Annotated in this window: 13 protein-coding genes and 1 riboswitch; of the genes, 8 read left to right on the top strand and 5 right to left on the bottom strand. The window is 66.7% G+C overall.

The genetic code is table 11. The features are described 5' to 3' along the window. Position 1: 1 nt before the first annotated feature. Positions 2–1,042, bottom strand: coding sequence for an S-methyl-5-thioribose-1-phosphate isomerase (gene mtnA / locus QME71_10805; protein ID MDI6858789.1), 1,041 nt, complete (start codon positions 1,040–1,042; stop codon positions 2–4). Positions 1,043–1,110: 68 nt separating this feature from the next. After that, positions 1,111–1,226: riboswitch (SAM riboswitch) on the bottom strand. 134 nt (positions 1,227–1,360) lie between these two features. Between mtnA and QME71_10800 the strand changes: the two genes are divergently transcribed. Beyond that, positions 1,361–2,515, top strand: a complete 1,155-nt coding sequence (locus tag QME71_10800) for an acyl-CoA dehydrogenase family protein (GenBank protein MDI6858788.1) — start codon at positions 1,361–1,363, stop codon at positions 2,513–2,515. A 4-nt stretch (positions 2,516–2,519) separates the two neighbouring features. Here QME71_10800 and QME71_10795 read toward each other — a convergent pair whose 3' ends face one another. Continuing rightward, on the bottom strand, positions 2,520–3,659 hold the full coding sequence (locus QME71_10795; protein MDI6858787.1) for a hypothetical protein: 1,140 nt from the start codon (positions 3,657–3,659) through the stop codon (positions 2,520–2,522). 241 nt (positions 3,660–3,900) lie between these two features. Here QME71_10795 and QME71_10790 point away from each other — a divergent pair, with 241 nt between their 5' ends. The 3 genes from QME71_10790 (at position 3,901) to QME71_10780 (ending at position 5,281) form a co-directional block, all read left to right on the top strand. Then, positions 3,901–4,359: a hypothetical protein gene (locus tag QME71_10790; GenBank protein MDI6858786.1), complete on the top strand. Its 459-nt coding sequence runs from the start codon at positions 3,901–3,903 to the stop codon at positions 4,357–4,359. 52 nt (positions 4,360–4,411) lie between these two features. Beyond that, positions 4,412–4,780: a metallopeptidase family protein gene (locus QME71_10785; GenBank protein MDI6858785.1), complete on the top strand. Its 369-nt coding sequence runs from the start codon at positions 4,412–4,414 to the stop codon at positions 4,778–4,780. 87 nt (positions 4,781–4,867) lie between these two features. After that, positions 4,868–5,281, top strand: a complete 414-nt coding sequence (locus tag QME71_10780; GenBank protein MDI6858784.1) for a hypothetical protein — start codon at positions 4,868–4,870, stop codon at positions 5,279–5,281. Here QME71_10780 and QME71_10775 read toward each other — a convergent pair. Next, positions 5,278–6,417: a glycerate kinase gene (locus tag QME71_10775; GenBank protein ID MDI6858783.1), complete on the bottom strand. Its 1,140-nt coding sequence runs from the start codon at positions 6,415–6,417 to the stop codon at positions 5,278–5,280. The two genes, QME71_10780 and QME71_10775, sit on opposite strands and share 4 nt — an antisense overlap. Positions 6,418–6,978: 561 nt before the next feature. Between QME71_10775 and mtaB the strand changes: the two genes are divergently transcribed. Genes mtaB through QME71_10755 form a run of 4 tightly spaced genes read left to right on the top strand, consistent with a single transcriptional unit; the run spans position 6,979 to position 9,797 of the window. After that, positions 6,979–8,253 (top strand): tRNA (N(6)-L-threonylcarbamoyladenosine(37)-C(2))-methylthiotransferase MtaB, encoded by a 1,275-nt coding sequence (gene mtaB, locus QME71_10770; GenBank protein MDI6858782.1) that lies wholly within the window; start codon positions 6,979–6,981, stop codon positions 8,251–8,253. 9 nt (positions 8,254–8,262) lie between these two features. Then, complete coding sequence (locus QME71_10765; protein ID MDI6858781.1) at positions 8,263–8,913, top strand: hypothetical protein; 651 nt, start codon at positions 8,263–8,265, stop codon at positions 8,911–8,913. Between the two features lie 45 nt (positions 8,914–8,958). Further along, positions 8,959–9,507 carry an SMC-Scp complex subunit ScpB gene (gene scpB, locus QME71_10760; GenBank protein ID MDI6858780.1) on the top strand — a complete coding sequence of 183 codons (549 nt, stop codon included), beginning with the start codon at positions 8,959–8,961 and terminating at the stop codon, positions 9,505–9,507. Beyond that, positions 9,504–9,797 (top strand): DUF503 domain-containing protein, encoded by a 294-nt coding sequence (locus QME71_10755; GenBank protein ID MDI6858779.1) that lies wholly within the window; start codon positions 9,504–9,506, stop codon positions 9,795–9,797. Before scpB ends, QME71_10755 begins: the two co-directional genes overlap by 4 nt. On the opposite strand, the gene rimO is transcribed toward QME71_10755, so the two are convergent. Together rimO and QME71_10745 are read right to left on the bottom strand one after the other, a co-directional pair. After that, positions 9,794–11,107, bottom strand: coding sequence for a 30S ribosomal protein S12 methylthiotransferase RimO (gene rimO / locus QME71_10750; GenBank protein ID MDI6858778.1), 1,314 nt, complete (start codon positions 11,105–11,107; stop codon positions 9,794–9,796). The genes QME71_10755 and rimO overlap by 4 nt on opposite strands. A gap of 52 nt (positions 11,108–11,159) precedes the next feature. Continuing rightward, entirely contained in the window at positions 11,160–11,894 is a 735-nt protein-coding gene (locus tag QME71_10745) for a helix-turn-helix domain-containing protein (GenBank protein MDI6858777.1), read from the bottom strand. Positions 11,895–12,059 lie beyond the last annotated feature (165 nt).

Genomic DNA, 12,059 nt, shown 5'->3' with positions numbered 1-12,059 from the left:
TTTAACCTTTCGTCGCGGCTCTCACCGCTAACAGCCGCGCCAGCCCTTCGTCGTACGGCTCGCGGACGATGCCGCGCTCGGTGATGATCGCGGAGACGTAGCGGTGAGGAGTCACGTCGAATGCGGGGTTGAACGCTTCGACGCCCTCCGGGGCGATCCGCCGGTCGGCGACGCTCGTCACCTCTTCCGGCGCCCGCTCCTCGATCGGTATCTCATCGCCTTGCGGGAGCGCGAGGTCTATCGTGCCCGACGGCGCTGCCACGTAGAAGGGGACGCCGTTCTCCTTCGCCAGGACGGCCAGGGGGTAGGTTCCGACCTTGTTCGCCACGTCGCCGTTGGCGGCGATGCGGTCCGCGCCCACGACGATGCACGAGACGGCGCCCCGTCTCATCAGGGAGCCGGCCGCGGCGTCGACGATAAGGGTGAACGGTATCCTCCACTGCCGTAGCTCCCACGCAGTCAGACGCGCGCCCTGCAACAGCGGCCTCGTCTCGTCGACGAAGACGTGGAGGCGCTTCCCCTGCTCCCAAGCCGTCCGCAGGACGCCCAGCGCCGTACCGTAGCCCGCCGTGGCGAGCGCGCCGGCGTTGCAGTGGGTGAGCACGTGTGCGCCGTCGGAGATGAGCGCGGCGCCCAGCCGCCCGATTTCGCGGTTGGCCTCGCGCTCCTCCTCGTGGATGCGGCGGGCCTGCGCCAGCGCTGCCGCGGGAATGGCATCATCGGGCGCGGCCCGGACGGCATCCAGCACGCGTTCGATTGCCCAGCGGAGGTTGCGCGCCGTCGGCCGCGTCGAGTCGAGCACGGCGGCCGCTTCTTCGGCAGCGGCGAGCGGCGCTCTGCCCTGTGAGACGGCGGAACGGGCGGCGAGCGCGACGCCGTAGGCAGCGGCGATCCCCAGGGCGGGGGCGCCGCGCACCCGCATCTGGCGGATCGCCTGCGCCATCGCCTCGTGGTCTTCGATCTCGATGTATGTCTCCTCAAACGGAAGGCGCGACTGGTCGAGCAGGACGACTTTTCCCTCGCTCCAGGCTATGGCTTCCAAGGCTGCGCTTTCTCCTGCGGGCGGGCAACAAAAAACTTCTCGTGGTGTGAGAAGTTCTGCGAAACCAACTCTCATCTTTCCCCGCCGCCGGCAGGGTCGGACTTGGCACCGTATCCGCGGGCACCTCCTACGGACCGGTTGCCGGGCTTCGTCGGGCCGGGCCCTCCACCACTCTTGATAAGAGCGTTTACTCTATTCGCTTGTTAGTCTATTTTAGGAACCGGCGCCCTTCAGCGTCAAGCCGAATTGCACAGCTTTCTTTCCGAAGCAGTGGCCCCGGGGCGGCGCCCTCGACCATTCACCGCTAAGGAGCGACAGATGGACTTTCAGTTGTCGGAAGAGCACAACCTGATCCGGGCTACGGCGCAGCGCATCGCCAGAGAATGCGTGGCGCCGCGCGCCGCTGAGGTCGACAGGACAGAGCAGTACCCGCACGATATCTTTGCTGTCTTCCGGGAGGCCGGCCTGTTCGGCCTCACCATCCCGACGCAGTATGGCGGCAGCGGCGCCGGCTTCCTCGCCCTCGCCCTCGCCGTCGAAGAGGTGGCAAAGTACTGCTGCTCTTCCGGCCTCATGCTTCTCCTCAGCGCGCTGCCCACGCAGCCCATCGTCATCGGCGGGACGGAAGAGCAGAAGCGGCAGTTCCTCCCGCCCATAGCCGACGGCTCGATGAAAGCCGCCTTCGGCCTGACCGAGCCCAACGCGGGCTCCGACGCTGCCGCCATCCAGGCGAGGGCCGTGCGCGATGGCGATGACTTCGTGATAAACGGTGAGAAGGCGTTCATCTCCGGCGGCGCTGTCGCCGACTACGTCTCCATATTCGCCAAGACCGATCCCTCTCTTGGCTCCCGCGGCGTCTCCGGCTTCATCGTTCCGACGACGACGCCCGGCTTCTCCGTCACGCGCCTCGACGAGAAGATGGGTGTGCGGGGCATCGCCACCGCCCTCCTGTGCTTCCAGGACTGCCGCATACCCGCCGCCTATCAGCTTGGGGGCGGGTTCCGCACTGCCATGTACACGCTGAACAGCATCCGCCCTATCGTGGCCGCGCGCGGGCTGGGGCTTGCCGAGGGCGCGCTCTCGTACGCGCTCGAATTCGCGCGCCAGAGGGAGGCGTTCGGCGGGCCGATCGTCGATTTGCAGGCGATCCAGTTCATGTTCGCCGAGATGGCGATCCAGATCGAGGCGGCGCGTCTCCTCACCTATCAGGCGGCGTGGCTGGTCGACCAGGGGCGGTTCAAGAAGGAGGACGCGCACTTCCTGTCCATCGCCAAGGCTTTCGCCAGCGAGGCGGCCGTTCGCGTCTCTTCAGACGCGTTGCAGGTGCTGGGGGCGCAGGGGTACATGCGCGACCATCCATTGGAGCGGCACTACCGGGATGCCCGGCAGCTCATGATCGTCGAGGGGACGAGCCAGATACACCGCGTAATCGTGTCGCGCGCGCTCCTCGACCGCGACCTCGTTTACGGGTAGGCGTCTACTCTCCTGCCGCCTTCAGGTCGTCATCGAGGGGGCGCATGGCCTGCTCCAGCCACAGGTACCATGCCGGCTTGTAGCTCGCGTCACTGCGGCAAAGCCCCATGTGATTGTAGAGATCGAACGGGGCCTCGGCAGGCAGGGCGGGATCGTGCCCGGTCAGCCAGACAACGAAGGGCATCTTCAGCGCCTCTGCTTCGCTGAGCAGTCGCTGCACGAACGCCGCCTGGTCGGCCTCCGAGCCCGTGCTTAGCCCTTCGCGCCCGGTCTCCGAGGAATAGCCGGCGCTGGCGATGGCGATCGGCCGGCTGGTGTGCTCGGCTATCTTCTTCCAGTAGTCGTCGGGCATGCTGTCCACGTTCTCAAACACGAAACTTGGATAGGTGCTGAAGGCGGCAACGTCGAGCCTGGGCTCGAACCGGCGCAGCAGCGTCCACTCTCTGCTCAGTTCCTTCTCCGAGCCGATCAGGCCGTACATCTCCTCCAGTTGGAAGATGGGGAAGACCAGCGTGTCCGGCGAAACGCTCTTGACTGCGTCGTAGGCCTCAGCGTACAGGCTGAGGAAGTTGTCGAAGTCGTCGGGCTGGCGGTGATAGTACATGTTGACTTCGACGCCGAGGGCGAGGAGCTTGGGGTGATAGTTCAGGGCGACGTACTTGGCGTAATTGACGAACGCCTTTCTTACGTCCTTGTTGGCGAAGGTCCTGTCCTTGATGCCTTCGGGCAGCCCCTGCAACCGGCTGCGGTCTGCGGGATCGGTGGGGTCTATGGCGTAGAGCAGCGACAGGCCGTTTTCGTCCGTCAGGCGCTTTTCCTCCGCTGTCGTCTGGCGCGTGTCATCGGAGAGCGCGCCGCCGGGCAGGAACTCCTTCCAGGGCGGCGCCCGCTGGATCAGCACCAGCTCGCCTGCCTCCGCCGCGAAGACAAAGGCCTTCTCGTAGCCCTGGCGCGTCGGCTCACTGGGGAAGGCGCCGACCCCCAGCTCGAACGAACGGGGAGCGCCGATGTTCAGGTCTCGGGGCAATACCGAGGGCGTCGCGGCGGAATCGTCGCCGCCGCCGCCGCAGCTCAGCAGCAGGGCGGCGGCCAGGGCCAGCATCAGGGGGAGCAGGAATCGTGTGCTCCCGTTCTTACCACACACGCCAACATCCCATCCAGCGAAGGACCGAGCGGGTATCCGGCACACTGGAGTCATCTTCAAGGAACTTGCCATTTGCTGTCAACCGCCCGGCGCGCGGGTGGCGGAGGGCGACCCGTTATCTCTGCGCGGTAGATTCGAACCTTGAGCGTAAGGGAAGCTGGTGCTAGCATTATGGCAAGGGGCAATCCTTCCTGGAGCGCCTGTTGTCGCTCCGGCCGGTTGAGACGCGCGCCTGGAGATAATGGACAACGATTACGAGCTCAACGTCGAAGAGATACTGCAGACGATAGCGTCGGCCGAGATAATCGCCTTCCGCTTCGTCGTAATGAGCCAGCACCTCGTGATCGATACCCGCTGCAGCGCCGTCGACGGCCCCATGGTCAAAGTCGTGCCGCATGTGAAGTCGGCAGAGGAAGGGTTTCAGCGCCTCAAGCAGTTGCGGCCCCGCTTTCGCGTCCCTGAGAAGATCTGCGCCATCTGGTGGCCAAAGCACATCGATAGCCTCGTCACCCACCGTATCTGGCCCGCGGTCGTCCAGCGGCTGATCGACACCGGACATCCCGGCATCGGCAAGCAGTGCGACGAAGTGCTGCGCGAGCTCCTCTACCTGGAGCGAGCGGAAGTCCAGGCGGCGATTCGCGGGAAGGGATATCAGGCGCTGTGGGAGTGTCAGAGCCAGGACCAGCCGAAGAGGGGGTAGCGGCTCTTCTCCGGGCCGCTCATCCCGGCCTCGCCTCCGCAGGTAGACGAAATTGACGTCCCGCCGTTTTGCCCGGCTTGTATTTAAGGCTCTCTCCGATATCCCCCCTCCGTTTCGAGAGCACCTGACGAACGTCGACGTGGTCATACGGCGGCGTCCCGACCGGCGCGACCTGCGCCTCCACGGCATCAAGCGCGGCGAGCGGCTCTACGGCATGTACGACGGCGTCCCCCTCACGGAGCGCGGGGGCAACTACACCCTCGTGCCCCCCGACAGGATAACCATCTTCAAGGAGCCCCTGGAGGCCGACTTCCCCGACGAGACAGAGCTGATGGCAGAGGTGCGGAAGACGGTCCTCCACGAAATCGCGCACTTCTTCGGAATGTCCGAGCAGGCGGTCGAGGAGCTGGGCATGGGCTAGCCATCTACTCCCCAGGAAGGCGGGCGCGAGTTTCCCCTCATGTCCTTGCCGGGGCGGGTATACTGAAGAAGAAGGGAGGAAAAGTAATTGGAGCAACAGGGAAGGTCCACTCCAACTCGCCGACTTCAAATCATCCTGGTACTGCTCGCCGCGTGGGATGCGCTGGGGTTCGTGATCCAACTGCTGGCCGACACCTTTGTCTTCGAGATCGACGGTGATCTGCAGGGCGTGCTCGCCGCCAGGGCCCTCAGCGGAGCGCTCATCGTGCCTGCCATCCTTTACCTTTACGCCGCGCGGGACCCGTTCCGCTATCGCGGCATTCTCTGGGTCGCTGTGATCCAGCAACTGGTCGCGATAGCCACCGCCGTATTCCACCTGGCGGCGGGTACGTTCGACCTGGAAGAGGTGGTGATCCCGGTGGCGGTAGCGGTGGCGTTCCTGATCCTTGTGCTGCTGAACTTCCCGACGCGGAGCAGGGCGCCGGAAGCGGGGGCGCCCTAACGGCGCGGGAAATACCCGCCGCGCGCGAGCGCCGCCGCCCGCGCGGCCGCGTCCTCGAGCAGACCGGCCGCTTCTGTCATCGCTTCGGCGAGCGTCATCGGCCGCGAAATAATCGACAGCACCGCGTCGATATCTTCTGTCGCGGCGCTGTCCTCCTCGATGCCGCCCACGAGCGCTATCACCGGCCGCTTCTCCTCCTTCGCCATGCGCGCGACGGTGGCCACCGTCTTCCCGAAACCCGTCTGCCTGTCCAGGCGCCCTTCGCCCGTGAGCACAACGTCTGCCCGCTTCATTCGCTCCCTCAGGCCTATCGCCTCGGCCACAAGCTCGCCCCCCGGACGTACCTCCGCCTTCAGGAAAGCGATGAGCCCGCCGCCGAGCCCTCCCGCGGCGCCGGCGCCCGGCGCGTCGGCGATATCGACTCCCAGGTCGCGGCGCACGATTTCGGCATAGCGGCAAAGCGCCGCTTCCAGCTCCTCCACTGCCTCCGGCGTCGCCCCTTTCTGCGGCCCGTACACTCGCGAAGCGCCGAGGTCGCCGCACAGGGGGTTCGTCACGTCGGTAGCCACCTGCACGCGGACATCCGCTAGGCGCGCATCGAGGCCGGAGGGGTCGATGCGGTGCAGGCGGGCAAGGGCTGCGCCGCCGGGCGGGAGGTCGCGCTCCTGCTCATCGAGGAGGCGGGCGCCCAGCGCCTGCGCCATGCCGCCGCCGCCGTCGTTCGTGGCGCTGCCGCCCACGCCCACCGTCAGCCTGCGGCAGCCGGCGTCCAGCGCCGCCCCGATCAGCTCGCCGGTCCCGTAGGTGGTCGTGCGGCGCGGGTCCAGCTCTTCGGGGCAGAGCAGGACAAGCCCTGACGCCGCCGCCATCTCGATGACCGCAGCCGGGCCGTCGTCGAGGAGCGCCCAGACGGCCTCTACGGGCCTGCCGAGAGGGTCGCTCACCACCGTCTTCTGCGCCTGGCCGCCGCCCGCCGACAGTACGGCGGCGACGGTGCCCGGGCCGCCGTCGGCCATGGCCGCGACGTCCAGCTCGGCCTCGGGCCAGGCGCGCCGCAGGCCCCGTGCGATGGCCTGCGCCGCCTCTTCGGCGGAGAGGCTGCCCTTGAACTCCTGGGGACTTATCAAGAAACGCATCGTCGCCTTTGGTCCGGCACGGCCATGATAGGGGCGGCGGGCGCGAGGCGGCAAGCGGCCGGGCGCCGGTTGACAGCGGCAGACGGGATGCTATAGTGCTGATATCTCGTTATCGGGAAGGAGCGCCGTGCCCGAACTCGGTATCGCCGTCCTCGTTGTCGCCGTGCTGCTGCTGACCGACCAGCAGCGGGTGCAGTGGCTGCTGGAGAAGATGCAGCAGCTCCTCCAGTGGCTCTCCTCGGAATAGCCTCCGCCTGATCCGCCTCCGAGCGGCAAAACGGTCCTCTCTTGACAACGAACGCCTGTTCTGTTACTGTTGCGAGTAGTAAATAGAACAGATGCTCTAGAAAGGAGGCGCGCCGTGTCAAGGAGAAGGATCAGTTCCCATCGCTGCCCCGATTGCGGCGGCCCGCTGGTTCACGGCGAGGGCTGCATCCGGTGCCCCATCTGCGGCTTCACCCACTGCAGCTAGAGGCGGCCCCTCTCACGGCTGATCGCAATTTGACATACCTGATCCTTAGGGTATGATGAAGGCGATTCCAGCGAAGGCCGAAGCTCGCAGTGAAGCGATTCTCGCTGTCCGCCCCCAAACGCGCCGCCGTGCTGACCCTGGGCTGCAAGCTCAACCAGGCCGAGTCGGAAGCGATTGCGCGCGACCTGGCCGCCGCCGGCTGGCAATTGACCGACCGCGCCGCCCCCGCTGACGCCTTCGTCATCAACACCTGCGCCGTCACCCACGTCGCTTCCCGCAAGTCGCGACACTACGTGCGCCTGGCGCGCCGCCTGTCGCCCGAAGCGAAGATCATCGCGGCCGGTTGCGCCGTCGAGGCAGAAGGGGCGCAGGTGATGCGGGACGCCGGCGCCGATTTCGCGCTCGCTGGCAGGGACAAGCGCAGGGCCGCCGCGTTGCTCATGGAAGGCGGCCTCGCCCCAACAGCGCACGAACGCTCCTGTTCCGCCTGCCCGCTGCGCACCCGCTCCTTCGTCAAGGTCCAGGAAGGTTGCAGCCAGGTCTGCTCGTTCTGCATCGTGCCGCGCACCCGCGGCCCGGAACGGAGCGTTCCGCGCGAAGAGGTGCTGCGGGAGGTGCGCGCCCGCGCCGAAGCGGGCACGACCGAGGTTGTGCTGACGGGCACGCAACTGGGCGCGTACCGCAGTGACACCGGCGACAGCCTCCACGCGCTCGTCTCCGCCGTTTTGCGCGAGACGCCGATCCGTCGCATCCGCGTCTCGTCGCTGCAACCGCCTGACTTCTCGCCCGCGCTGCTGCGGCTGTGGGACGACCCCCGCCTCTGCCGTCATTTCCACATCCCCCTGCAGAGCGGCAGCGACGCCGTCTTGGGGCGAATGCGCCGCCGCTACACGTCGGACGACTTCCGGCGAGTCGTCCGCGACATCCGCGAGGCGCTTCCCGACGCCGCCGTCACCACCGACGTCATCGCCGGCTTCCCGGGCGAGACGGAGGCCGACTTCGAGGCGACCTGCCGTCTCTGCGAAGAGACGGAGCTTTCCGGTGTTCACGTTTTCCCCTTTTCGCGCCGGCCCGGCACGCTGGCGGCCGGGATGCCTGACCCTGTGCCTGAGGCGGTGAAACGTGAACGCGTGGCACGCCTGCTGGCGCTGGCGGAGCGGCTGCACGCGCGCTTCCTGGAGCGTCTCGCAGGGACGACGTCGCTTGTGCTGTGGGAGAAGCAGAACGGCGGACTCTGGGAGGGGTTGACCGGCAACTACGCGAGGGTGCTCGCTCCCAGCGATAGCCCGCTGGAGAACACGCTGACCATGACGAGGCTCCTGCATCGCGAGGACGGCGCCCTGCGGGGAGAACTGATCGACTAGGAGGACGAGATGAACGCTTTCAACCGCCTCATTGTTGTCCTTGGCTCCCTTGCCCTTATCGTCGCCGTCGTTGCCGTGATAGTGCTCGCCTGGGGGTTCAGCGGCGACGCCGTCGACCGCATGGGCGATCTCGTCGAATACGTCGATGCCCATGAAAACAACACGGCGAGACTCGTGCTGACGCTGGGCGGCGCCATCATCGGCGTTATCGCGCTCATCGTTCTTCTTCTCGAGCTGTCACCGGGGCCGTCGCGGATGGTCGAAATCGGAGAGGTCGAAGGAGGGAAGGCGTTTCTCTCCACCGACGCCATCGGCCGCCGTCTGGAGCAGCTTACAGGAGGCGTCGGCGGTGTGACGAGCTCGCGGGCGAGGGTGTCCTCGCAGGGCAAGGCCGTCGCGGTCGCCCTTCACTTGCAGGTAAGCCCCGAGCACGATATCGCCGCCATCGCCGATCAGGCATCGGGCCTGACACGCGACGCCCTGGCGACGATGAAAGTGAGGCTTTCGCGGCCGCCGCGCATCCACATCACTTACGTCGAGCCGCCGCCGGGCCTCGAATTCGCTCCGCCGCCTCCGGCTCCCCAGCCGGAGACCGGCATCGCCGCTTCCGCTGAAAAAGGACCCGAGGGAGAGGCAGAAGAGGAGAAAAGGGAAGGTTAGCAGGAGGGCGGAAGAAGTACTCCTGCTGACTGTCCGCCAGGAACGATGCCACGGATACGACGACCTCCGGTTGAAAGGATAAAGCCGGTCCTCGAGAGCATACTCTTCGTGGCCCAGGAGCCGGTGGAGCTTGCCGTCCTCGCGAGGAGCATCCACTGGCCGGTGGGCGAGGTCGAGAAGGCGGTCGAGGAGCTGGCGGAGGAGTGCCGGCAGCGGGGCGTCCGCATTCAGCGCGAGGGCGACCTGGTGCAGATGGTGACGGCGCCCGAGGCGGCGCGCTACGTCGAGAGCTTTCTGAACATGGACCACAACCAGCGGCTCTCCACCGCCGCCCTCGAGACCCTGGCCATCATCGCGTACAAGCAGCCGATTACGCGAGCCGGCATCGAAGCGATACGGGGCGTAAACTCCGACGGCGCGGTCGCCACGCTTCTGGCGCGCAACCTCATCCAGGAGGTCGGCAGGGCAGCCACGCCGGGCCGGCCGGTGCTTCTCGGCGTCACCGTGCGCTTCCTGGAGCACTTCGGGCTCGAGCGCCGCGAGGACATGCCGCCGCTGCCGGATGACTTATCGGAGGGGGGACAGGGGGAATGACCATCGGAGCGTGCCGTATTGTGCTTCGTTTGCCGGAAAACGCCTCGTTGAAAGGAAAGCGACAGGTAATCAAGTCGCTGATAACCCGCGTCCGCAACCGCTACAACGTCTCCATCGCCGAGATCGACCACCAGGATAGCTGGCAGATAGCTTCTCTGGGGCTGACCTGCGTGTCGAACAGCAGCCGGCACGTCAGCGAGACCCTGGAGAAGGTGGTGGGCTTCGTGCGCCACAGCCGCCTCGACGCGGAGATGCTCGACGCGCAGATCGAGCTCGTGGAGGCGCTCTAGCCGGGAGACGGCGCGTCGACGCGCTCCGCCAGCAGGTCGTAGGGGAGAGCGCGCTTGATGCGGACGGTGAGCATCTCCCCCGGCGTCGCCTCACCGGTGCAGAGCGTCAGCCCGTCGATCTCCGGGGCGTCGCGGTATGAGCGGCCGGCGAACACCCGCTCGCCTGACTTCGACTTCGCGGAACCCGATTCTACCAGCACCACCATCTCGCGGCCCAGCCACTCGCGGTTCCGTCCCAGAGAAATGCGCCGCGCCGTCTCCATCAGCTCCCGGTAGCGCCGCCGCTTCACCCTCTCGGGGACCTGATCAGGCAGCCGCGCCGCCTCTGTGCCCTCCTGCGGGGAGAACGTGAACGCTCCCACATGCTCGAACTTCACCTCGCGCACGAAATCGAGCAGCTCCCCGAAGTCGCGCTCCGTCTCGCCCGGGAAGCCGACAAGGAACGTGGTGCGAAGGGCCGCGTCGGGCAGCGCGCCGCGCACCCGCTCCAGCATGCGGCGGGTCTCCAGCGCATCGTGAGGGCGGCGCATCCGGCGAAGAACATCCGCGCTTATGTGCTGCAGCGGCACGTCGAGGTAGTGGCAGACCTGCGGCGTTGCCGCCATAACCCGCAGCAACCGCTGGGTGATGTGGCCGGGGTAAGCGTACATGATCCGTATCCAGGCAGCTTCGGGCACATCCGCCGCCAGCCGCTCGACGAGCGCGGGGAGGCCGTCGCGCATGCCGAGGTCGCGTCCGTAGGCGGTCGTGTCCTGGGCGACGAGCACAAGCTCCCGCACGCCCTCCGAGGCCAGGCGGCGCGCCTCGGCGACAACTTCCGCGGGCGGGGTGCTGTGAAGGCGGCCCTTGATGCGGGGGATCACGCAGAAGCTGCAGCGGGCGTTGCAGCCGTCCGCGATCTTGAGGTAGGCGCTGGGCGCGGCAGCGGCGGGTTCGCGCCTTTTCGGTCCGTCCTTCGCCTTCTCCCCCGCGTCCGCTCCGTCGATGAGCCGCAGGATGGCATCCCACGCCTCGACTCCAAACAGGTGGTCGATCTCGGGGATCTCCTCCGCCAGTTGCGCCGCGTAGAGCTCCGTCAGGCAGCCCGCGACCAGGAGCTTCTGCCCCGGCCGCTTGTTCATCGCCAGACGGAGGACGGCGTTTATCGACTCCTCTTTCGCCGCGTCTATAAACCCGCACGTGTTGACGATGATGAAATCGGCCGTCTTCAGGGGCGAAGACTGGGCGCCGCGCTCACCCAGCAGCCACTCCAGCCGGCGCGAGTCGACGGCATTCTTAGGGCAGCCCAGGGTGACGAGATGATAGCGCAAGGCAGATCCGTGTGGTTGGCGTTTTCAGGCGGGCTGCATCGAGGGCCGGGAGTCAGGAACTGCCGCGGCTGACGGTTAGCGTCACGACAGCGCCCGCGCTCACCTCACTGTCTGGAGAAGGGCTCTGGCTGATTATGACGCCGGCGGGCACGCTGTCGCTGTAGACCGACATTACCACCCACTCGATGCCCACATTGGGAATGGCGCGCAGGCCGTCGGGAAGGGTGGATCCCCGGACATCCGGCATCGTCGCCTCATCGATCGCGGGTTCTCCTTCAACCGCGGAAGCAGAGGCGCGAGCGGCTGCTTCGGGGTTCGGCTCCTCGGCTCCCGCGCCCTGCTGTTCGGCGGCCACGGTGCTCGCCGCCCCTGGCGCGGTCACGGGACCACCCTCGCTGGAGCCCGACTGATAGAGCAGGACGCCTGCCAGCAGAAGGATGAGCACGACTCCGCCCGAGATAATCCAGTTGAGCGAGAGAGTTGGAGGAGGCGGCTTGGACACCTGGGGCAGCGGCGCCATCTCCGGCTCCTTTCCCTTTTCGGGGTAGAGCGAAAGCACCTGCTTCGGGTCGAGCCCCAGGAATTGCGCGTAAGTGCGCAGGAACGCGCGGCAGTAGACGGGCGCCGGCAGTACGTGGAACTCTTCCCGCTCCAGCGCCTCCAGGTACCGCTTGGCTATGCGCGTCTCGCGCTCGACGTCGTCGAGGGTGAAGCCGCGGGCGCTGCGGGTCTCCGAAAGGGTCCTTCCTAGCGCCGCTGCGGCCGCTCCTGCCGGTTTCTCGTACATCAACGGTACATTACTTTAGCACTCTGAACTGCTAAGCTCAAGACAGTGTACTCGTTCAGTACATTGGTGACACTATGCCGTCCGCCGTTGTCGTTCTTCACACACTACCAGCCATGGCGTCTTGTAGTTCAGCGCCTGATGAGGGCGCACGGTGTTGTAAATGCG

The organism is Dehalococcoidia bacterium, from assembly GCA_030018455.1.
Lineage (GTDB): Bacteria > Chloroflexota > Dehalococcoidia > DSTF01 > JALHUB01 > JASEFU01.
This window is presented reverse-complemented; position numbering and strand designations above follow the sequence as displayed.

Excerpts from the sequence above, each read along its gene's own strand:
- QME71_10755 (MDI6858779.1), top strand. The coding sequence starts at position 9,504 with ATGACCATCGGAGCGTGCCGTATTGTGCTTCGTTTGCCGGAAAACGCC.
- scpB (MDI6858780.1), top strand. The coding sequence starts at position 8,959 with ATGCCACGGATACGACGACCTCCGGTTGAAAGGATAAAGCCGGTCCTC.
- QME71_10790 (MDI6858786.1), top strand. The coding sequence starts at position 3,901 with ATGGACAACGATTACGAGCTCAACGTCGAAGAGATACTGCAGACGATA.
- QME71_10800 (MDI6858788.1), top strand. The coding sequence starts at position 1,361 with ATGGACTTTCAGTTGTCGGAAGAGCACAACCTGATCCGGGCTACGGCG.
- QME71_10775 (MDI6858783.1), bottom strand. The coding sequence starts at position 6,417 with ATGCGTTTCTTGATAAGTCCCCAGGAGTTCAAGGGCAGCCTCTCCGCC.
- QME71_10745 (MDI6858777.1), bottom strand. The coding sequence starts at position 11,894 with ATGTACGAGAAACCGGCAGGAGCGGCCGCAGCGGCGCTAGGAAGGACC.
- QME71_10765 (MDI6858781.1), top strand. The coding sequence starts at position 8,263 with ATGAACGCTTTCAACCGCCTCATTGTTGTCCTTGGCTCCCTTGCCCTT.